The following is a 19,810-nucleotide window of genomic DNA, read 5'->3' as shown; positions in this document are numbered from 1 at the left end:
AAGCCGTGTGAGCTGCGGCGTTGGTGGAGGGTACGGTCGCTTTGTGGAGTCGGAGAAGGTGAACCAGTGTCCGTTGCACGGGTCCGGCGCACGTCCTGAAGCCCTGGTCGGGCGTCGATTGGTGAGCGTCTTCGCCGCATGGGATCGGAGCGGGGGCGAGGCCGCGGAGGATCCGCTGGAGGTATGGCTGATCGACGACCAAGGCAGTTCCGTGCACATCACCACCGGCTCTGACTGGTGCCTGGTCGTGGAGTCCACGAGCCCGCACGAGGGGTACGACATGGCCGAATGGGGGCGGGTCGAGGTAGCTCCGGTGGGTGATCGGACGCCGTTTGCTGCCCACCTCGGGGAAGACGTCCTGGCGGTGAGAGAGGAGTTCGAGCCCCTGACGGGGCGCATCGCGCTCGAGGTCACTTTTGCCTCTGGCCGGGTTCGTTGCGACAGTTGGGCTGGAGACCTCCGCCTTGATGGGGCTCGTTGAATTCGGTTCTGACCGCAGTTTCGTGAAGCTCATGGTCGGGTGAGGATGCGGATCCGGAGGAGCCGGAAGGACGCCCGGTTGTACATGCTCCTCTTGATCGTTTTCACTCTGTTCACGTTGCCCTCGACGACGCCCGAGTTCCACTCCAGGGTGAGTCCGGCGGTGACGGCAGCGAGGTCCTGGCGGAGGAAGCCGGCAAAGCCGCGGACGGGTGTAGGGGCGTCCTGTTCGGCCTGGCGGATCCAGCCCATCAGGAGGTGTCCGCGGCGGTGAGTGACCAGGTCGTGGAAGGTGCGGGCCAGGTCGCAGGCTCGGGTGATGTCAGGGCAGGCGAGTCGGACTTGAAGGAGTCGTTCCTCGTCTTTCGGCCGGAGGTCCTCGCGGCGGCACATGATCCACGAGGTGATCTTCCGCGGGCTGGGAACGTCTGCGCGGACAGGCTCTGCGGTGCCTTTACGGAGGGCGGCGAAGTGTTTGCGGATGGCCTGGACGCTGCCGCGGTAACCCTGCGCGTGGATCTCGGCGAGGACCTGGGGCGCGGTGACGTTGCCGCCCGTGTCGGTGAAGCGGGCGGTGGCGTATGCCTTGAACGGGGCGAGGACGCCGGGGCGTCGGTCTCGGGCGGAGGCCAGGAGGATGTCGAGGTCGGTGTCGCGGAAGCGGCGCACGGTTTTGCGGTCGAGGCGGAGTCGACGCGCGATGGCGCTGATGGTCCAGCCGGAGTTCACGAGCCGTAGGACCTCGGCGTGACGCTGCCGGGTCCGCTCGATGATCTGGGTGCGGGGCAGCTCGGCAGGCGGCAGTTCGGTGATCGTGACGGTTGCCGCCAGCGGCACCTCGGTCTCCTCCTCGACGCGTTTGCGCAGGCAGGCTCGGTGCTGGTGGCAAGTCTTCTCCACGGCCGCACCAAGGTTCTGCAGCAAGTGCCACCGGTCAGCGACCTCCAGGACCTCCGGTGCGGCTTCCTTGATCGCCTTGCTGTATGCGGTCGCGCGGTCTCTGCAAATGATCTCGGCGCCAGGGTGCGCGGTGAGCCAGGCGGCAAAGGTGCCGCATTCACGGTCGGGCAGGACGTCAACGACGCGGCCGGATTCGGCGTCGACCAGCAGCGTGCCGTACCGCTTCCCTTTGCGGAAGGCGAAGTCGTCGACACCGAGCACGCGCGGCGCCCGTTCGGGGACGGCCGGCTCCATTAGCAGGCCCAGCAACCGAGTCCGGCCAGCCTTCAACCGCAGCCGCCGACACAGTCGTTGGCCGGGCCGGCCACCCAGCTCGACCGCAACCGCGTGCTGCCACTGCTTCAGTCCGAGACTGGAGCGGCGGTACGGCTCGCTGAGCTAGGCAACCTGCTCTACGAACGTCCGCCGTCGACACCGGCCGCGGTCGCAGAAGAACCGCCTAACCCGCAACCGCACGGTCACGCTCCGGCCGTTCACCGGCAGCCCTGCCAGACCGCGCTCGTACGACGAATGCACCCTCGACGCCTCCGAGTTGCACCCCGGACAACATGGTGGCGGCCCGCACGCGACCGCCTCGACGACCAGTCCTTCGGCGGCTTCGGTGACGCGCGTCAACCGCACATCGAAACCGGAGAACAGAACATCAGCGAGCGATTCGACCCCCATGCGCAGGATGTCCCGCAGAGGAACGTTCCTGCATGCCGCCCCTGACCTGGGCATTCACGAAACTGCGGTCAGAACCAAATTCAACGAGCCTCATCAGCAGCCAGCCGCACCCGCCCCCGCCCCCGCACGGAACGTCGTGGAGCGGCCGTGGCTGGCATTCGAGGTCACCTGCCCGGACTGCGGCAGCGGCTACAACACGCCCTGCAAGAGCCCGGCCGGACCCCATCGCGCACGGTTTGAGCTGGCGAAGGAGTACACGCGCCGTGGCAAGCCTCATCCGTAGCGCTGCCGGCTTGCCCGCGGGGTGCGCTGATTCAGCGCCCGCGATTTGCGGCCGATCCGTACGGCGGCCGGGGATACTGGAGACATGACGAGCAGTGACGCCAGCGATCTGGCCCTGTACCGGGCCAAGTGGGAACAGCGTGTGCCTGCCGAGCTCACCGACCTGGTCGGCCCGTGCACCGGCGTCGTCGCACTGCCCGGACATGTCGTGTGGTCCGGGCTGCGGGAGTTTGATCTCGGTCAGCCTCGTCAGCGGATGGGTCTGTACCGCACGGTCCTGGCGGAGGGCCTGCATGATGATCTGTGCCGCTTCCTGAACCGGGAGCTGCTGCTCGAGCAGTGGCCGGTCCTGCGCAAGCTGGTCAGCCGCACGATCCGCGACGTGTGGGAGAGCGCCTTCCCCGAGCTGCGCGATGCCGCCGGGGCTGCTGCGTGACGATGCCCGAGCTGCACGCCCGGCTTCTCGCCGACGTGATCGCAATCGGTGCTCCGTACCCGCTCGTGCTGACCGGCGGCTATGCCGTGCGCGCGCACCGGATCGTCGACCGGCCCAGCGACGATCTCGACGTGGCCACGGAGAGCCCCGAGCCGATGGAGCAGATCGCCCACACCGTCAGTGCCGGCCTGCAGCAGCGCGGCTGGCGGGTGGCGGAGCTGGAGATCGCGCCCCTGTCGGCGCGGTTCACCGTCACCGAGCCGACCACCGGCGAGGAGTGTGAGGTCGACGTCCTCAAAGAGGTGTTCACCAAGCCGGTGGCGCACCTGAGTTACGGCCCGGTCCTCGCCGAGGAGGACGTCATCGGCACCAAGGTCCGCGCGCTCGCCGAGCGCGGAGCGGCCCGCGACCTCATCGACGTGTTCGCCGCTTCGAGGCGCTGGACCACCGCGGACTTCGAAGAGTTCGGCCGCCGGCACGCACGAGACCGCTTCGACCTCGAAGACCTGCACAGCCGGCTCGAAGGCGCCGAGTGGGTCGACGACGCCGAGTTCACCGCCTTCGGCCTCGACGAGGCGTACATCAGCGCCTTGCGCACGTTCTTCCAGCAGTGGGCCACCGAGCTCGGTCTGCGACTGGCCGCTCCGTACGACGAGTAGCCGACGCCGACGTGGCCGGGCGGCTGCCTCCCCGGCACACCCGCCACCCGTCGCCGCCGGCGCGTGCCGCGTGGCCTGCGCCGCCAATAACGTCACGGCGTGGAATGCCCGCGCTTCGTCAGCTTCTTCCACTCACAGCGAGTTGCCCAGCTGGAGGAGTTGACTGTGAAGTCACCGTGCCGACCAGGTCTTCGATGATCTCCGCGGCTTCGGACGCGCTGAGTTTCCTCTCCCAGGCGTGCGGATCGGGAAAGGCTGTGCAGGAGATCCGGCAGCATACGGTGCCATCGGCTTCCGTTCGCACGTCCGTGACCTCGAGCCGGGCGCGGCAGCCATGGTGAGGTTCTGTCTTGCTGAGGTGGTTTCGGAGCGCGTCGTCACGGTGCCGTGCGGGGAGCGTTCGCTGACTTCGACAGACGGCGCATTCCAAGAGGTGGGACAGAGACCCGCTTCGGGCGACGTAGTTCATGCCGTGCCCTTCGAAGGTGTTGCAGCTCGCACAGACCGGGCCGCGAATGCAGTCGTGTTCGTGGCAGTGGTCCCAGTAGTAGGCACGGCGAGGGCTTTTGCACAGGACGCACAGGTAGTCGTCGGCGCGTACCGCGTTCATACGCGCCGAGCGGTAGCGAACACCTCGCAGATGGCCTCGGTAGGGGCGGAACCCGGAAGCCGCGCAGGTGGGGCACAGCGTGGTCCAGCCCGAGGATCCGGAGACACGCCAGTCGTCGGAATAGCCGGCCTTGGCTCCACATGAGGTGCATGCGCGCGCCTTGTCGGCCAGCGCGTCGTCTGCCTTCTCCCACTGGGCCAGGAGCTTGGCGTAGGCCCGCGGGACCCACCAGTCCCCGCCCTGCCAGGTGAGCACGGAGAGCGGAAGCGTCCCGGCGATCGACGCCTTCTGGCAGGTCTCCCGGAAGACGTCCATCGACAGTCCGCAGGGCAGTCCTGTCTCCACCAGCCCGTACGGCCTGCTGCACGACTCAGTGGAGCAGGCGCATCCGTTCTCCAGGACGACACTGAAAGCCGCGGAGTTCATCCAACTGCGCACGTCAGCGCGCCAGTTGGCACCTGCTCGATCGGTACTCCCAATCCGGGCCTTGACCAGATCCTGAGGGTCCCATTGCAGATCGAGTAGCGCCTGCGCTGCCCTGCGGACCTCACGATCGTCGAAGCGCCACTTGCCGTTGGCCTTGTACTTATAGCCGCGGATGGGGTGGGCCCCGACGAACAGATGGCCGTGCACACCGAACCACCCTTGGGTGAGCGCGTTGCTGGCGACGGGGACGCTGCAGCCTTCGGTCATGTCGTCCAAGAGGGCCTGCGCGGTGCTCTTTTGAATCAGCATGCGCGGATCGTGGCAGGTGCCACTGACAACGAGCGCGGCCCAGGTGAATCGGTGCGATAAGAAGATAAATCAGGGCGCGGAAATCGTGAGCAAAAGGGCGCCGGGCGTGCACTGCCGCCCCCTGAATTCACCGTCGATCAACACCTTCAGCGCTGGTCGGCAGCACGCATGCTCAGGCGGCGCCCCCATCGATCGTCAACCTGCGGCTGGAACTCCTGGGCCGCGCGCGTGACACATTCCCCACATCGCATTACGCGGCTACGCCAATAGCGTGACGGACTGTCAGAGACGGCTCCTACGGTCCGTCGCGTGACCTACTCACCAAAACCACGTAGTTGGCCCGAGCGCTTTTGGACCGAGCAGAGCGGGACTGGCACAGCGTCGCCGGCGGCCGACAATCCGGAAGCCCGACCATCACTCTTCGGGGCGGTCTCTTCTGGAGCCCGGTTGATCGACGCCTCACCCCGCCCCGCTGATGCCAGGGCCGACGAAAGGGCAGTCCTATCAGCCCATGATCGACTGCAGTTGAGGAAGGCGACAGCCTGGCTACGATCCGTGACCGCCCGGCATGCGGTGCCGGAACTCGACTGCCCGGGAAGGCAAACCCATGCCCCTGTCCTCGACTGAGTCCACCTGGACGGAGCCCGCAGCTATCGCGGACACCGGCTGCACCGAAGAGGAACTCCAGGAGTTCGGCCGGCTTGCCCTGCGCAGCACCTCCAATGGGCGGGACTTCAGAGCCTCCCGCTTCGAAGTCGGGGGCTGGCTCAACGCCAAGTTCGGCCCGCCCAGCCGTTCAGGGGCGAGAAATCCCCACGCGGAGGAGCACCTCACAGCACTCGCCGAACATCAGAAGCTGTCGCTTCGTACGCTGCACCGGTGCCGCATGGTCGAGCATCGGTGGGCTCCCGAACTCAGGCAGCAGGTCTTCGACTCCTGCGTGTACGTGTCGTTCAGCGTCATGCTCCTGGTGGCGCAGGGGGAGGGGGCCTCCGCCGTCTTCGACCCCGCCGTCTTCGCGCACAAGAGCACCGTGCTGCTGCGGGTGATGAAGGAGCTCGAGCAGGCAGGTGTGCTCGAAGCGACGGAGAGCGACTTCTTGAAGGCTCTGCGCGCGGATCCGCTGCCCGGCCGGACCCTGGAGACTCCGCGGCAGAGCAAAGCCGTCACGCAGGTCGTCCACCAATTCGCGTCCCACCAGCCTGAGGCACGTGCGGCCGTCCTCGACGCCGTGCGTTCCGACACCGAGGCCAAACGGTCCATCGCCGCCTCGTACTTGCTGGAGCGGCCGGCGCTCGCCCGGGCGGTGCTGCGCGAAGAGCCCGAACTCGCCGAGCTGGCTGCCCAACAGGCGGCTGTGCAGCACCGCGATGGCAGCGAAAGCACCAGTGAGGCAGAGCAGGCAACGTTCCACGAATTCGTCCAGGTCCTCGGCGGTGCCAAGCCGAGCGACGACCTGCTGCTGGCGGAGTGGCGCGAGGACTTCGCCACCGCCCTCGGCCGCTTCTCCAAGTTCGTGTCCAGTTGGTACCCGGCGGAATCCGTCGTGGACAAGGCAGATGACGAGCTCCTCACCCTCATCGCCTACCTCGCCCAAGACGTCACCGCCTGGGCACAGAACATCAGCGACGCGCGCAAGCCCGGCTTGCGCCTGGTCGGAAAGCAGGCACAGTGAGCAACGCCCACATCTTCTTCAACCGGTTCAACTCCGAAACCGCCCAGTGGCTGGCGGATTTCTGTGATGACGTCGCGGCGAAAGGCCCGCAGACGTCCGTGGAGTGGCGACGCATCGCCAACGACCTGCTGATCATGAAGCTCATGGCGGGCGAAGAGCACGCCATCCACGTCGCCCGCCAGTTCTGGCAGAGCTCCTGGGCCTGGGCGGAACGCCAGCACGCCGCCTACGACGAGGCCCGCTGCACGCAGATCGTGACCGGTACCACCACGTCGGACACGGACTCATCCGGCACGGCCGCGAAGGGCGAGGGTATTTCCGCCGGCACGGCCCCGGCGACGTCCGGACAGAACCCGACGACTGTCGTCTGCGGACCGGGAACCGGCGACGTACCGGCGCAGCCGGGATGCCAGGGCGCAGCGGCGGGTCGCGGTGGTACGGAGGGGAAGACGATCGGCACCGGCACGCAGGGCAGCCTGTTCGTCGTCCGAGCGGCGAACCTGCTCGCGAACCTTCCCACGTGGCGCGAGCGTCACCGAGCCGAGTACAAGCGCATGGCCAAGGCCAGCAAGTCGCTGCAGCGTCAGGCCAAAGCCGAGGAACTCCTGGTCGAGGACATTGACCTCGTAATGAAGGCCGGGCGCGCCATCGAGGACCTGGCCAACAAGCATCGGGCCGAGGACACGCTCCGCGGCGTCTTGCGGGCCGCCGGCATCGAAGCCCGGGACCTTGGCCTGTCCGACACGGCGGTCGAATGGTTCGACGCCCAGCTCAAGGCCGGCAATGCCTGACGAGGCACGTTTCTGTCCCCAGTGCGGTGCCGCGCTGGGGGCGCCCCGGCAACGGGGAGAAGGCCAGTGGAACTGCGGGTGGCGCAACGGCTTGCCTGAGCATCGACAGCGGATCGCGTACGGGACGCGGGAAGCCGACGTCGTGTCCCCGTGCGGAACGGTCGTCGAGCTGCAGTGGGGGCCGCTGGACCGTCTCCACATTCAGGAGCGCGAACTCGTCTACGGCGCCATGGTCTGGCTGTTCTTCGCCGTGGATGCCCACATCAAGGGACGGCTGCGCCTGCAGCTGGAGCCGGGCAAGGAACTCGTGTTCTTCAACTGGCGCTCCCCACGCGAAACCATCGATGCCTGCCGCAGGCCCATCTACCTGGACCTCGGGCAGTCAGACCAGGTCGAGGGCCAGCACCTGGTGCTCAAGCTGGGCCGCACCTATCCCCAGCGGGGGTGGCTGCGTGGCAATGGGTGGCTGTACACCGCGGAGTCCTTTCACAACTGGATGGCCCACAGCATCCCTCTCACTCCCTGGCTGCCAGCCCAGCCCCGTGAAGAACACACCGCCGCCTGACGCCGGACCCGAACATGCACCCCAACCCGAGCGCTTTCGCCGACCTGTTCACGCAGACCATCGACGCGGTCCCCACCTACTTCGTCCGGCCAGCCGACACCGACAAACCCTCGTGGTGCGTCTACGACTGCCACGGCTACCGCGGCACCGTTCACGCCCTGCCCGGCGTACACGAAGACGGGCAACGCCCGCTGTGGCACGTCCAATCCCTGCACGAACGGCACATCCGGCTCGACGACGCGGTCAGGGCGCTGCGGCGCCCGCAGACCTGGCCGAATCATCTGGACGCCACCCGGCGCTGGGCGCGTCAGCAGCTCCGCGACCGCTCGCTGGTCGTCCTCGATATCCAGACCACCGGCCTGCACCACGCGTGGGCCGTTCAGATCGCCGTCATGGACCGCGACCATCGCATCCTGTTCAACGAACGCATCAATCCGCTGGCTGCCGTCACGCCCGGCGCCGAAACCCTGCACGGGCTCAGCACCCGGGACACGCTCGACGCCCCCACCTTCGGGGATCTCCTGCCAGATCTGACGAGGACGATCCAAGGCCGTACCTGCCTCGTGTACAACGCGGCCTTCGGCAGGGAAGTCGTCACCCGGGAACTGCTGCGCCTCAACTCCCGGTCAGGGGTCACGGGAACCCGGCTCCGCAGCGAGCACTGGCATGACGTCATGACCCGCTACGCGGTGTGGAAGGGTCTGTGGGCAGCTCACCGACAGGCCTACCGCTACCAACGCTTCGGCAGCGCCTACGAGGCCGGAGCGAACTGCCGAAAGCTCCTGGACCTGGTCACCTCAATGGCCTCCCGCCCCTATCCCGCTCCGGAAACACTCCCGACCCGATGGACATGGTGACCACCTTGACGACTTCTGCCCCTGCCCTCGATCAGCCCTGCGGCATCGCAGGAGCATCGCGCTCCACGTTCCGTCTCTCCGACCTGCTGATGGAATGCCTCACCCACCCCCGGATTTCATGGGAGGACGAAGACAGTTGGGGCCGTGTTGAAGGGTTCGACTCCACGGTGCTCCAGCGACGGGTGACCCCCGGCACGGTCCTTTCCCTGGCCGGACTTCTGGCCCTCGAAGGCCCCGATGCCGAGCTGTCGGTGGAGTCCGCCGACAACCACGGTGTCACCCTCGTCACCGAGCGGCAGCTGCGCATCCGACTGACCCCGCCATGGGGAGGAGTGGGGGTCCTCTGCGCCGAGCCGCACTGCAGCGATCCCATGATCGAGCGCGGCACCATCGATCTGTGCCACACCCACCTGGCAGCAAGCCACCCCGACACCATCGCGGCCATGGCCCAGAGCTGGGCGACGCAGGCGTACTGCGTCCTCGAGGGAGACCCCGCACGCCTCGGAGGCAGCCGCCAGGCCGAACTGCTGGTCGCGGCTGCCGCCACCCAAGGGGCCAGCGACCGCGTCATCAGCACCCTCCTGGAGTCCCTCTTCGTCGAAGAGAACATGATCGAAGAGCAGATCTGGGACGAGACAGAACAGCTCGAGATGCGCTACGCCACCGGCAAGGAACGAATCCGGCTGCGCACGGTTGCAGACAAGGAGGAACGGCGTCTACGCGGCGTCACCAAGCACTGCCTCGGTTGCGGCGATCCGCTCCACGAGTACCTTCGCCCGGTCCGGGCGTGCCCACCGCAGTACTGCTCTCCCGCCTGCGCGGACAAGCACCGTCCGAAGCCGAAGCAACCCGACCTTGGCGACTGTCCCTTCTAGCCGTCCGCTCCCTCACATCACGGGACATGGGACGTGCGCGGATCGTTGTCGGGGTGAGTGCCAGCAGTGTCGAGTACAGACGTGACCGGTCCCGGGCCCGCAGGGTGGACCTCAATGCAGCCGTCCTCGTTCAACAGAACACGGCGCCCGGGATAGGTGCGCTGCGCAGCCGCGACATCGCGTTCATCGAAGTTCTCGCTGAACACGAGCACGCCATGGATGAGCTCGGTGCGGTGGATACCACTCGGCCACCGATGAAGACACGCCTCAACAGTCATCCGCTGGTCGGGAGGCGGAAGGGAAGGGCCAGGCACGCAAATCCTCCGTCTTCAACGGCATTCGGTGCGCCGCGTACGCGAGAACGGGTCGCCACCATGGTCATTCAAGCAGCCAGGACTACGCGCTCCGCTGCCTGATCGACGCGTAGATGCTCTCGGAGTCCTTCTCCGTGCTGGTCTTGAGGAACTTGTTGATCGTCTTCAGCTGGCGATACACGTGACTGACCGCGGCGAGGTCTGCTGCCTGACCGTCGCGGCAGGGTGCACGGGGAAGCAGCGCTGGGTCGACCACCGAACGAACAGCAGCAGCGATGAGGCCTAAGGCCCTTCGGGTGGTGCAGGCGCGGCTTTCAGATACCGGCCGGTGGCCTAGGTCCTGATCAGCTACGTGGTTGGGTTTGCGCGTTGTCGCCCCCGCCTCTTCGGGCGGGGGCGACAAGGTCACTGCGTCGATGGGGCAGGCTTCGACCGTGCCCCCTCCCGAGCCCACCCGCACATGAAGATCATCAGAGACTCGCGCCGTAGAGCTCCGGGCTGCATGCCGATGCCCGATGAGGTGTTCAAGTCAGACGGTGACGCGACCCTCAAGATGGTGCGGAATCGGTCGTGGAGGTGGCGTAACACCCCTCCGCTGCCCTGTCGCTCACGGTCGCCCCCTCTGCGGAGAAGGTGACGCGGAAGGCTCGACAGCGGGCGACTTCGCCGCCGCCGAGCGCGGACGCGTGCGTCCCGCGCACGAGGGCTTTGATGGTCACCGTGTTTGTGGCGCGCACTGTATCCCGGACGCCTGCCTGGGACATTCCGAGTGCCTGATGGATTTCTTCGTCTGTCAGTGTCCCGTCCCCTGCGGCTGCGCGCAGGCGGGCTCGCGCGTCAGCGACAGAGGCGTTGAGTTGATCGAGGGCTCTTCGATCTGCGGCTGAGCGTTGATAGATGAGGTTTCCTACGAGAATGCCGAGCAGGCAGAGGGCTGCGATGAGAGCCGTAAGGCACCCGCCGGACAGGGGGATGCGCCGCATCCCCCTGTCCGGCGGTATGTCATGTTCGCTGCGCACTGGAATCTTGCTAACTTCCCTTGTAGCCGATGGCGTTGAGGGTGTTGCTCATGACCGCAGCGTATCCGGTCGTGCCCGACGACTTCGGGTGGAAGGACTCACGGCTCAAGCAGGTGCTCGAGAACCACAAGCAGACCGTGCTGACATCGTCGCCATTGTGGAAGTCCCCCTCGCCATTTGGACCTGCCACCGAACCATTGATCCACTCATCACTGTCGCAGACACCGTGCCCCTCGAACGCCGGGATCGGGTTGGCGAAGGCCACCTTGACGCCAGTGGTTTTGAGGTCGGCGACCATGGCCGATTGCTTGTCTCGGACATAGTCGGCGAGATCGTTCAGGACACCGACTTGGACACCAGCGCAGTCCCCGTTCTCGTCCGCGACGATGCTCGGATAGCCCATAAGGACGATCTGCGCGTTTTGTGCATTGCCGGGATCGTCGATTGTGTCGATGATCCTCCTCGTCTCTGCAACTGCCGCGTCGATTCTTGCGGTGTAGTCACTCTTCTCGCAGTAGCCGATGACATAGCAAGCTATGACGGCGTCCGGGAAGGCATTGCCGTCGTTGCCGCCGATGGTCAGCGTCACCAAAGTGGTGTCCGGCGACAGCACGCCCGACTTGACCTGTGACATCTCATGGAACTGCCCTTCACCACTGGCGTAGTTGCCCCTGTCCGCCCAGGATTTTGGTACTCCGTCTCCGAGTACCTCCCATGTCTTTGCACCGGAGCAGGACACGTCCTGGTGGTCGACCGACGCCGAGTGGGCGTCTGCGAGTGCACCGGTGGTGGCCGTCTGACCGGGCAGAACTGTCTTTCGGGTCCAGGAGTTTGCGCTGCGCCGGCAGGCATTCCATGTCGGCTTGCCGTGGCCCCGGTCGGACTCGGGGGAGTAGGCCCCTGCACCTTCACCAGAGGAGTAGGAGTCCCCAAGGGTGACAACCATGTGCTTCGGCTTCGCGGCAAGCTTCTGGAACGCGACAGCGTCGTACGCGATGTCCTCGTCTGCCGTGCCATCCGCCGTAGTGTTCGTCAGCTCAATGCGAGGGGTTCCGGTGAACCGGTAGACGCCGAGTTCAACCCATTTGTTCTTGCTGTGGAAGGTGTTGATGTAGCGGTTGCGATCACCTCCCGCCACACCCTTGATCACGTAGTGGGCCTGTTGGGTGTGGGCTCCGGTGTCGGGTACGTGCGCGAAGACGCGGGCCCATTCCACGCTTTGGCCGAGGGTCCAGGTGCCGGTCACCGTCATCCGCCCGCCGAAGTCGCCGAGGTGGGCGCTGTCGCGGGTGTGGGTGTACCAGAAGTGGCCGTCGTAGCCGCCGCCGATCTGGTGGAGGTCGCCCTTGGCCTCGTACAGGCCGTTGGTGCCGGGGTTGAAGGTGAATTTGAAGCTGCCGTCTGAGGCAGTTGTACCGCAGTTGTTGCTGCTCCACGTCTGCGTGCCGGCGGGAACATCGTCGATGACCAGTGCCCCGGACGGCAGGCCGGTCTTGTCACATACGGGTGTGCCGAATTGAAGGCGGTAGCCTCGGCCGGGCTCGGCTCTCAGCGTCGTGTACTTGATGTTCTCGTTGCCGCAGGAGTCCGAGCAGTCCTTCCAGGTCACGTTCCCCGCGTTCCACCAGTACTGGGTGTAGCACGCGGCATCGGGACAGTCCGGCGGGGCTGCTGCGTTGCAGTTGTTCTTCGCGTTGCAGAAGGCCTCGAGGGGCGGCTTAACCGCGGTGCGGTCCGTCTTGGTAACCCACCATGCGGGCCTGAACCCGGCCGAGTCGTAGCCGTCTTCACCTTTCCAGTCCTGACGGCCTGAGGTGGCGTACGAGTAGCCGGCATCCATGGACCACGCGGCCCAGCCCATCACCTTCTCCTGGTACGGCCACTTCTGCGGATTCGCGGCATCCTCCGGCCAGTGCTCGGGATCCACATCCGCGTCCAGGAACGGGTCACGGCCAGCAGGGTAAAGGGGGTTGGCCGGATTGTTGTACCAGCCCAGCCCCCAGTTGCCGTTCGCCTGCTCCTGGTCGCGCCCGTTGAATCCGAGGTTGTAGTTCCACAGTGCGGCAAACCAGTTCTCGACCTTTGAGGGGTCGTCGTTGTTGACGGTGAGCAACTGGTTAGCCAGGTGGAGCTCGTTCCACTTGTCAGCGAGGATGTACATGGACGCAGCGATGTTCACCGTGTAATCGAGCGCGACCGCCCGCTGCACGTTCGGCGCATAGGCCGGCGGGTCGTCCGGGTCCGTGTGCGCAGCCAGGCGCATCCCGTCGGTGACCTGCCCAACGCCATACCCGCAGTCGGACTTGTCCCAGTTGATTTGCCAGTACCCGCCGGGGCTGTCGGCCTTGTGTCCGTAGAACCCTGCCACTGCCGCAAGGGGGCTGCCCATCTGACCAGGTACTGCGCCCTGCTCGGCCTGCCACAGGTTCGACTCCTGAGCGAGGACGCCCAGCAGTACGTTGGCGGGGATACGCCCGCCGCCTGTCAGATACGGAAGCTTGAATGTCCCTTGCGGATCGCTCTGGAGTCCGGTCTGGTTGCGCCAGCCGCCCTGGGTGATCCAGTTGGCGCGCAACTCACCCCGTACAGCCATGTCGACGGCCCACTCGACCTGATTCGGTGTCGGCTGGAGTGCCTGGTTGTTCACGTCGTTACGGGGCACTGAGCACCAACGGTCGGTGTCCACCGGGTTGTTCGGGTCCGCGGCCGCAGCCGTCCCCGCCTGGGTGCGCGCACGCGCCTTGTCGGCGGGGAGAGCCGGCGAGAGCTTGGCCTTGCCCAGGCTGCCGCCTGCTTCCGGGACGCTCTGCTCTACCTCCCTCCCTGTCGTCATGGCGGTGGACGTCACGGTCAGCGGTTCCGCCTCACTCGTCAACGGGGGCTGCGCGCTGCCATCGCCAGACTTCGCCGGCGCCCCTTGAGGGCCTCCGCCTCCCGCATCCTTGATACGGGCCAGGCCAGTGCGGACACCCGGCGACACAACAGGGTTTACGGCCAGGCGGCCATGGCTGGAGACGTCAGCCTCAGGGGACGCCTCGAGCGCTGTGACCCCGGTTCCCTCCGTGTCCACAGCGCCCGCGGGGTCTCCTGAGAGGAACACCTGCCGCGTGCCGGCCTGCTTGAGCGCCAGGTCGCCGAGCTTCCCAGACGCCATCGTCGCCGGACGCCCGCTCCCGTTCCAGATCTGCGCACGAACCGAGTCCTTTGTGCGATCGAGGAAGGCAACCTTGCCCTTGGCCGGGATGCGGATCTCGAAGGGCACATGCTCGGTGTCGGCCAGGGTTTTGACCTTCCCCGAACGGTTGATGTGCACCAGGTGCGGACCGCGCGCCGCGATCGCGCCATCCGCGACCGGAACGGCAGAGGTGACCTGTCCGGCCACCACCGTCTCGTCCACGCTCTTCCCGGCTGTATCAACGGTCACCAGGCGGCTCTTGTCATCCCTGAACGAGGTGAAGGTTGCCGTGCGCGTCGCAGGGTTGCAGGAGGGGTCGAAGTAGGCGAGAGAAGCGGTGAACGGAAGCTTCTTCACTGCCCCGGTCTCGGTGTTGACGATCGCGGCGAAGGCGCCGCCCAGCATCATGTCCGGGTGGTTGGTGGCCGTACGCGGCGCGTAGACCGCCGCCACGTGCGTACGGTCCATTACGCACTGATTGCCGATCCAGGAGTCCGCCGGCATAGCCGGCTCGGCAAGGGTTGCTGCGGTCTTCCACGCGTAGCCCTTGGCACTGTCAGCGACCAAGATGTTCAAACCGTCGGTGTCCGCTGCGGCTGTCACGGCACGGTCAGCGGACTTGCTCCACCCTTTGCCCAGCACCGCGTCGCGCTGCGCGGAGGGAATGGTCGGTGGTGGCGGTGCGGTGCCCTTTGGGGACGGCTTGGCTGCAACCCCATTCTGAGTCGGTGCAGCCACGGCAGGCACCTGCATGAGGCTGGTGAGGGTGGCACAGGCGATCAAGGTCGCGACCATGCCGCCAATGGGTCTCTTGCGTTTCAACACACGTCTCCTCGTTGGGGGATACGGCTTGAATCACGTCGCGGCCCGGCTAGCCCGAGTGAGCTCAGTGCGATTCATTGGGCCCACCGCTTCATCCGGGCACAATTCCTGCATCGTGACACTGTGAGGAAACTCGGGCGTCGTATCTGCGGTCTTGGCGTATTTACGTCAAGCCACTTTTGGGCGTTTGGGAACTCTTTCTCAAAACGCTATTTCGCGGCCACATTGGGACAGGTGCGGCAAAGAGGCTGATGTGACGAACAGCCGCCGCCGACGACCCGGTTGGAGCGGATTTCAGCCATCATCCTCACGCTCGAATGCTGACGAGGCGTGTTCGTCCGTGCCGGGAGGCCACCCGAACCCGGGGCTGTCGCGGCCTAGTCCTTTGAAGTTTGGCGCGATTGCGCCATCCGTCATGACCACTTTCAAGCGCTAACGTGAAAGTTGTGTGGCTGTTGTGGCGACTGTGATCTTCATAGACTTCGACCACGAAGCAAGAAGTTTCCACTGGGGGGTGGGATGTTGACCGCTGAGCCGCAAGTCGACGACACTGGGGTGAAGATCCTTCGCTTGCTCTACTCCGGGTTCGATGATGCTGCCATTGCTCGACAACTGGGCATGGGGCATCGAACCGTACAGCGCCGAGTGCACGAGCTCATGAAACAACTCGAGGCGAAAGGCCGAGTCGCTCTCGGAGCCCGAGCACAAGAATTGGGACTCTTCCCGACTGAGATCAGCGCAACCTAGAAGCCGTCAGGGGGAAGCGCTGCACTCGCCAGCGCGTGGAAGGCGCTCGCCAATAAGTACACTCTCGAAGAGCGCAGTTATGAGGGGGACCGGTCAATGGACCGGCCCCCCTCATAATGCGGCGGGTCGCGTATCTGGCGGGCAGGTGCGCGCTGCCCCCCTCCTACCTTGCTACCTCGGACGCTTTGGCAACAACCGAAGCGATCTCAGCCTTGGCGCCGTCCAGCTCGGACTGGTGCTCCTTGATGGCAGCCTGCTGCAAGGTGACTTCGGCGTCGAACCAGGTCTTGGCAACATCAAAGCGATCTCTGCATTCGATGTCGGCCATCGCAGTGTCGATCTCCAGCTTAGTTACCTGATCAGGGTTGGTGAACTGTGGATCGTCGTTGGCCTCCATCGGCTTCGTGTACGTGAAGCCCTTCTCCTTCATGCAGGAGGCCCACTTGGCGAAGACATCGACCACCGCCGGATCCTTCGCCGAGGCCCTGAACGATTCGCCGTTGATCTGTTGTGCGACCAGCGGCGCCTCAGCTACCGGGGCGTCACCGTCGGCCTCACTCACGCAGGAACGAAGCGCTGAGTCGTCGGCGCCGGACTCGTCTACAGCACCCTCGCTCATGGCTTCGTCGTAGGCCTGCTGTTCCGCAGCAGCAGGGTGGTACCCACGCTCGGCAGCCAGGGTCGCGTCGTGGATTCCGTAGCGCCAGTCCGTGAGCGTCTTGCCACCCACCGCAGGAAGATCCGGTGCGGGCACCCAGTCTGCGTGGCCGGCTTGTGCCATGCACGCGTCGATGAGGTCATCACGCACACCAGAGATCATCTTCGCCTGGCTGGTGGTCGGCATGTAGGCCTGGATCGGCAGAGTCCACGTCGCAGGGTTGTCCGGGTCCGCCACAGTCCCTTCGTGCGCCGATCCCGCCGAGTAGTCCCCGCCCTGGGCCCCGCTCTTCGAGGGCTGCTCTTCGGACCCAGGGCTGGCCAACACCCCGGTGATTACGACCGCTCCGACTGCTGCTGCGGCCAGCACGGGAACTGTAAATCTTGCCGATTTCCTGTTGGAACTCACTGTGCCCCCTCGACACTCTTCTGCTGTCGACTCTCGATTACGTCCACCGGAACGAAGCATTCTCGTTATAGACGTTGACGAACCGCGAGATGTGCTGATAGGGAGCCATTACGTCCTGGACGCCCTTGTAGCCGCTGGAGTAATACACGCGGGCGGTGTACTTGTAGTGTTCATTTTCACCGGATGCGGCATTGTTCTTGATGTTCTGGCCCGACCCGGGCCACGGGTTGCTAGCCCCGATCTTGCAGAACTTGAGGGGGTAAGCGTGCCCATTTCCTGGCCTTAGAGCATTGAAATCGTATACAGGGTAGCCGATATTCCGATAGGATCCACCCATTCCCGAGTTGTACCAAATGTGGAACTTGAACCTGGAGGCGTGTGGGGAATAGCATGTTTCATTGTTGTATAGATTCTCCCCGGCCATGGTCTCGTTTGTCAAAGCCGAGGCCGGCGAGGTGATTGCGATAGTGGCCAGGAATGAGGTAGCCAGTACCGTTGCTCCTCCCCCAAACCTTTTCTTTCTGCTGATTGAGCCCATAACCGTTCCCCTCCGGCCTCTACATGACGCCCTAGGCACTTGACCCGCCAGACCAACGAAGCTCGGGATGCAAAGCGGGGTCAGTCAATCCGTGGTCCGCTCCTGATGAATCAACCTAACCCCCCGCCTGACGACCGGGAGCGGCGGATATGAGAACTGGCGCAATTGCGCCAGCGTGTATCTCTGCGGAGCCACGAGGCACCACGAGAGCGCTGACCTTGAGATCCGCGCAACTCCAGGACTCGGATGTCCCCTCAGGATGGGCACGTTCTACGCGCTCCGCTTCATGATCGATGCGTAGACGCTCTCGGACTTCTTCTCCGTGCTGGTTTTGAGGACCTTGTTGATGGTCTTCAGCTGGCGGTACACGTCGCTCACCGCGGCGAGGTCTCCGGCCTGCTCCTCGACGCGCATCCCCTGGTAGAGGAGTTCGGCGCTGTCGTCGATATCGAGGCCGAACCTGATGGTGTCGTGGGTGGGTGTGGTTGGTCAGTGGATGGGGCTGTGACCTGGTGGTTGTTCAGATGGGTTGAGCGATAGGGCTGGGGGGTTGCTCACTGTTTCTGTTCAACGGGTGACCGTTTTCGGGGTGGGTTGGGCTGCTGGCCAGGGGTTGTTGTGTGTTGGATGGTGTGGGTGCAGGTGTGGTGGGTGAGTGGTCAGGTTTCCTGAGTGTGGGGAGAGGGGCGGTGTCGGGTCGGTGTTGGGCAGGGTCTTGGATCGTGTCCGTTATTCGGCTCGTTTGGTGGTTCCTGTGACGGCCGGGCCGAGGCCCGCGGGTAGCTGCGATACCGCGAGCGTGACAGCTTCCTCAGCAGTGGCGGCCTCGCCGGTACAGGGGCCGTGGGGGTGTTTCAGCACGAGGTACGGGCTGCCGTTGCGGGACGGGGCGATGGCTACCTGCAGGTGGAAGGGGAATCCGGTGCAGGAGCTGAAACCGAGCGTCCAGTGGCTGGAGAACACATACAGCTGCCTCAGCCGCGGTTCAGCGTGAGCTGCTTCTACCAGGTTGCCGAACTCGGGAAAGCCCGGAGCCTCGGCTGCCTGCTGCCGCATGGCCGTCCATTGCAGTTCCACCACGGCGGCCGGCCCGCGTTCGTGGGCTTCAGCACGCTCACTCGAGTGCAGAAACGGCAGTTGGGCCCGCATCTCCCGCACATGGGTGCCCTGGCCCCAGGCCACTCCGGCTTTGACGACGTCCGCCAGGTCGGGTGTGGCTCCGGTGACGGTCTCGATGCCGTCGCTCCAGCCGGAGATGCTGAAGAAGCGTTCCTCGGCCCCGATATACACCGACAGCGGTTTGCGGCGCGGGTCCGATGAGGCGAGCCCCGCTGTGACGCGAGTTCCCCCTTCGTGGGGGACCACGGTGAGATTGACACCGAGGTCGGCTGCCGTCTGCTCAAGTGCCGCGCCCAGGCTTCCTGCTGCGACCAGGTCAGGGTAGAGATCAGGGTTCACTCGCCCAGTCTGCCGCCGGAATGGCGATCATCGTGCGCCCGCATCCAACTCAGGGGCGAACAGCCGCGGCATCGATGCTGGACGCTCGCAGTTTTCGGGCCAGCAGTTCCATCTCAGCTCGGGTTCCTGAGTAGCTACCGTTCAGCAGCCGGTGCAGCACCGCCTTTGCACCTGGCAGGTCGATGCCGAGCTCAGCACGGAGCACCCGCATGATCGTGACGCTCTTCCCCGACGGATCCAAGATCTGCAGCGTTGCTGCCCCATGCTCGGTCAGCAACTGTTCGCGCCGATCACTTGGCAGGTCCCCGCCGCACACCGCGAGAGCGAACCCGCAGACAGAACAGGTCGATTCGACATCCCACCGCAAGCGGCCGCCGACGAGAGCTTGAACACCGGTGCACTCCAGCTCCGCACCACAGTCCTGGCACGCCGCAAGGTACCTGATGGATTCGAAGACGTCCCTGTCCATTGCTCCCCCCCCGTCGGCCATGAGGCTAGCGACAGGCCTGGGACGGGTCACGCCTGGGCACCGTCACTCCACCGTTGCAGCTTTGGGTTCCACAGGGCCTCCGGTGCGGTCGCGCCACCGGAGTCATTCCCCAGCGTGGGCCGGGCCGTCGGCTCGGCCCAAAAGGACTCGCCCGCGGGCACTGGTGTGGGCCTTCTCCAGAGGGTTGCCGCACGGCTCGGCGGCCCCGTCGAGCGGGGCGGTGCTGGCGGTGTTGTCGTGGGAGGGTGCGGCGGCAGCCTGCGGTGCGGGTGTGGTGCTTGAGGTCGACGTGCACCCCTGTTCGCTTCCCGGTGTTCGAAGGTGCAGCCGGCCATGAACGGGGCACTGGTTCTCGCCTTTGGTGCGCTGGCGCTGGGCGTACTCCTGATCGTGGTGGTGCTGCTGCGCTTTGTGCCCGCTGCAGCAGTTCACGCTGTTTGGCTCGGCTCTCCTGGCATGATCAGGGGGTGACGACGTTGTTCCTGATGGTCGGTTTGCCGGGGGCCGGCAAGACCACGAAGGCTCGGCAGCTCGCCGAGGAAGACCACGCACTGCGGTTGACGCCTGACGAGTGGATGATCCCGCTGTTC

Annotated in this window: 20 protein-coding genes and 1 pseudogene; 12 read left to right on the top strand and 9 right to left on the bottom strand. The window is 65.5% G+C overall.

The annotated features are described in order from the left end of the window. The first annotated feature begins 43 nt into the window (after positions 1-43). Complete coding sequence (locus G6045_RS05850; RefSeq protein ID WP_165330727.1) at positions 44-481, top strand: hypothetical protein; 438 nt, start codon at positions 44-46, stop codon at positions 479-481. 29 nt (positions 482-510) lie between these two features. Here G6045_RS05850 and G6045_RS05845 read toward each other — a convergent pair. After that, positions 511-1,800: pseudogene (locus G6045_RS05845) on the bottom strand (ISL3 family transposase); the annotation flags it as partial. An 18-nt stretch (positions 1,801-1,818) separates the two neighbouring features. Then, positions 1,819-2,106, bottom strand: coding sequence for a transposase family protein (locus G6045_RS42335; RefSeq protein ID WP_165330726.1), 288 nt, complete (start codon positions 2,104-2,106; stop codon positions 1,819-1,821). Here G6045_RS42335 and G6045_RS42465 point away from each other — a divergent pair. The 3 genes from G6045_RS42465 (at position 2,105) to G6045_RS05830 (ending at position 3,483) form a co-directional block, all read left to right on the top strand. After that, complete coding sequence (locus G6045_RS42465; RefSeq protein ID WP_456243468.1) at positions 2,105-2,389, top strand: zinc finger domain-containing protein; 285 nt, start codon at positions 2,105-2,107, stop codon at positions 2,387-2,389. The two genes, G6045_RS42335 and G6045_RS42465, sit on opposite strands and share 2 nt — an antisense overlap. A gap of 84 nt (positions 2,390-2,473) precedes the next feature. Continuing rightward, the gene (locus G6045_RS05835) at positions 2,474-2,824 is read left to right on the top strand and encodes a transcriptional regulator (RefSeq protein WP_165330725.1); all 351 of its coding nucleotides are present in this window, start codon (positions 2,474-2,476) and stop codon (positions 2,822-2,824) included. A gap of 2 nt (positions 2,825-2,826) precedes the next feature. Next, positions 2,827-3,483 (top strand): nucleotidyl transferase AbiEii/AbiGii toxin family protein, encoded by a 657-nt coding sequence (locus G6045_RS05830; RefSeq protein ID WP_206343311.1) that lies wholly within the window; start codon positions 2,827-2,829, stop codon positions 3,481-3,483. Between the two features lie 118 nt (positions 3,484-3,601). Here G6045_RS05830 and G6045_RS05825 read toward each other — a convergent pair whose 3' ends face one another. Beyond that, complete coding sequence (locus tag G6045_RS05825) at positions 3,602-4,828, bottom strand: endonuclease domain-containing protein (protein ID WP_165330723.1); 1,227 nt, start codon at positions 4,826-4,828, stop codon at positions 3,602-3,604. 607 nt (positions 4,829-5,435) lie between these two features. On the opposite strand from G6045_RS05825, the gene G6045_RS05820 reads away from it, so the two are divergent. The 5 genes from G6045_RS05820 (at position 5,436) to G6045_RS05800 (ending at position 9,591) form a co-directional block, all read left to right on the top strand. Continuing rightward, the gene (locus G6045_RS05820; RefSeq protein ID WP_165330722.1) at positions 5,436-6,503 is read left to right on the top strand and encodes a hypothetical protein; all 1,068 of its coding nucleotides are present in this window, start codon (positions 5,436-5,438) and stop codon (positions 6,501-6,503) included. Continuing rightward, positions 6,500-7,294, top strand: coding sequence for a hypothetical protein (locus tag G6045_RS05815; RefSeq protein WP_165330721.1), 795 nt, complete (start codon positions 6,500-6,502; stop codon positions 7,292-7,294). Before G6045_RS05820 ends, G6045_RS05815 begins: the two co-directional genes overlap by 4 nt. Positions 7,295-7,385: 91 nt before the next feature. Continuing rightward, complete coding sequence (locus tag G6045_RS05810) at positions 7,386-7,859, top strand: hypothetical protein (RefSeq protein WP_165330720.1); 474 nt, start codon at positions 7,386-7,388, stop codon at positions 7,857-7,859. Between the two features lie 14 nt (positions 7,860-7,873). Further along, positions 7,874-8,716, top strand: a complete 843-nt coding sequence (locus G6045_RS05805; RefSeq protein WP_165330719.1) for a 3'-5' exonuclease — start codon at positions 7,874-7,876, stop codon at positions 8,714-8,716. After that, entirely contained in the window at positions 8,704-9,591 is an 888-nt protein-coding gene (locus G6045_RS05800; RefSeq protein ID WP_165330718.1) for a hypothetical protein, read from the top strand. The genes G6045_RS05805 and G6045_RS05800 overlap by 13 nt, the downstream gene beginning before the upstream one ends. Before the next feature lie 1,343 nt (positions 9,592-10,934). On the opposite strand, the gene G6045_RS05795 is transcribed toward G6045_RS05800, so the two are convergent. Then, positions 10,935-14,924, bottom strand: a complete 3,990-nt coding sequence (locus tag G6045_RS05795; RefSeq protein ID WP_408056301.1) for an SGNH/GDSL hydrolase family protein — start codon at positions 14,922-14,924, stop codon at positions 10,935-10,937. Between the two features lie 516 nt (positions 14,925-15,440). Here G6045_RS05795 and G6045_RS41955 point away from each other — a divergent pair. Further along, positions 15,441-15,668: a LuxR C-terminal-related transcriptional regulator gene (locus G6045_RS41955; protein WP_165330717.1), complete on the top strand. Its 228-nt coding sequence runs from the start codon at positions 15,441-15,443 to the stop codon at positions 15,666-15,668. A 163-nt stretch (positions 15,669-15,831) separates the two neighbouring features. On the opposite strand, the gene G6045_RS05785 is transcribed toward G6045_RS41955, so the two are convergent. From G6045_RS05785 to G6045_RS05765, 5 genes are all read right to left on the bottom strand, one after another. After that, on the bottom strand, positions 15,832-16,512 hold the full coding sequence (locus G6045_RS05785; RefSeq protein WP_165330716.1) for a hypothetical protein: 681 nt from the start codon (positions 16,510-16,512) through the stop codon (positions 15,832-15,834). 259 nt (positions 16,513-16,771) lie between these two features. Further along, the gene (locus tag G6045_RS05780; RefSeq protein ID WP_165330715.1) at positions 16,772-17,272 is read right to left on the bottom strand and encodes a hypothetical protein; all 501 of its coding nucleotides are present in this window, start codon (positions 17,270-17,272) and stop codon (positions 16,772-16,774) included. A gap of 270 nt (positions 17,273-17,542) precedes the next feature. Then, complete coding sequence (locus tag G6045_RS05775; RefSeq protein ID WP_165330714.1) at positions 17,543-17,686, bottom strand: hypothetical protein; 144 nt, start codon at positions 17,684-17,686, stop codon at positions 17,543-17,545. Between the two features lie 315 nt (positions 17,687-18,001). Next, the gene (locus G6045_RS42135) at positions 18,002-18,730 is read right to left on the bottom strand and encodes a DUF6193 family natural product biosynthesis protein (protein ID WP_165330713.1); all 729 of its coding nucleotides are present in this window, start codon (positions 18,728-18,730) and stop codon (positions 18,002-18,004) included. Between the two features lie 49 nt (positions 18,731-18,779). Beyond that, entirely contained in the window at positions 18,780-19,199 is a 420-nt protein-coding gene (locus G6045_RS05765; protein WP_235967583.1) for a hypothetical protein, read from the bottom strand. A 354-nt stretch (positions 19,200-19,553) separates the two neighbouring features. Between G6045_RS05765 and G6045_RS05760 the strand changes: the two genes are divergently transcribed. Together G6045_RS05760 and G6045_RS05755 are read left to right on the top strand one after the other, a co-directional pair. Then, positions 19,554-19,691, top strand: a complete 138-nt coding sequence (locus G6045_RS05760; protein ID WP_165330711.1) for a hypothetical protein — start codon at positions 19,554-19,556, stop codon at positions 19,689-19,691. After that, positions 19,688-19,810, top strand: a 123-nt coding sequence (locus G6045_RS05755) for an AAA family ATPase (protein ID WP_165330710.1), incomplete at its 3' end; no start/stop codon positions are given. The genes G6045_RS05760 and G6045_RS05755, both read left to right, overlap by 4 nt.

Source organism: Streptomyces mesophilus (genome assembly GCF_011044995.1).
Taxonomy (GTDB): domain Bacteria; phylum Actinomycetota; class Actinomycetes; order Streptomycetales; family Streptomycetaceae; genus Streptomyces; species Streptomyces mesophilus.
This window is presented reverse-complemented; position numbering and strand designations above follow the sequence as displayed.

What these genes read in the sequence shown, in the direction of transcription:
- G6045_RS05785 (WP_165330716.1), bottom strand. Translation starts at nt 16,512, where the DNA reads ATGCCGACCACCAGCCAGGCGAAGATGATCTCTGGTGTGCGTGATGAC.
- G6045_RS42465 (WP_456243468.1), top strand. Translation starts at nt 2,105, where the DNA reads ATGCGCAGGATGTCCCGCAGAGGAACGTTCCTGCATGCCGCCCCTGAC.
- G6045_RS05825 (WP_165330723.1), bottom strand. Translation starts at nt 4,828, where the DNA reads ATGCTGATTCAAAAGAGCACCGCGCAGGCCCTCTTGGACGACATGACC.
- G6045_RS05830 (WP_206343311.1), top strand. Translation starts at nt 2,827, where the DNA reads ATGCCCGAGCTGCACGCCCGGCTTCTCGCCGACGTGATCGCAATCGGT.
- G6045_RS41955 (WP_165330717.1), top strand. Translation starts at nt 15,441, where the DNA reads ATGTTGACCGCTGAGCCGCAAGTCGACGACACTGGGGTGAAGATCCTT.
- G6045_RS05800 (WP_165330718.1), top strand. Translation starts at nt 8,704, where the DNA reads ATGGACATGGTGACCACCTTGACGACTTCTGCCCCTGCCCTCGATCAG.
- G6045_RS05835 (WP_165330725.1), top strand. Translation starts at nt 2,474, where the DNA reads ATGACGAGCAGTGACGCCAGCGATCTGGCCCTGTACCGGGCCAAGTGG.
- G6045_RS05765 (WP_235967583.1), bottom strand. Translation starts at nt 19,199, where the DNA reads ATGGACAGGGACGTCTTCGAATCCATCAGGTACCTTGCGGCGTGCCAG.
- G6045_RS42335 (WP_165330726.1), bottom strand. Translation starts at nt 2,106, where the DNA reads ATGGGGGTCGAATCGCTCGCTGATGTTCTGTTCTCCGGTTTCGATGTG.
- G6045_RS05820 (WP_165330722.1), top strand. Translation starts at nt 5,436, where the DNA reads ATGCCCCTGTCCTCGACTGAGTCCACCTGGACGGAGCCCGCAGCTATC.
- G6045_RS05760 (WP_165330711.1), top strand. Translation starts at nt 19,554, where the DNA reads ATGAACGGGGCACTGGTTCTCGCCTTTGGTGCGCTGGCGCTGGGCGTA.
- G6045_RS05775 (WP_165330714.1), bottom strand. Translation starts at nt 17,686, where the DNA reads ATGCGCGTCGAGGAGCAGGCCGGAGACCTCGCCGCGGTGAGCGACGTG.
- G6045_RS05805 (WP_165330719.1), top strand. Translation starts at nt 7,874, where the DNA reads ATGCACCCCAACCCGAGCGCTTTCGCCGACCTGTTCACGCAGACCATC.
- G6045_RS05780 (WP_165330715.1), bottom strand. Translation starts at nt 17,272, where the DNA reads ATGGGCTCAATCAGCAGAAAGAAAAGGTTTGGGGGAGGAGCAACGGTA.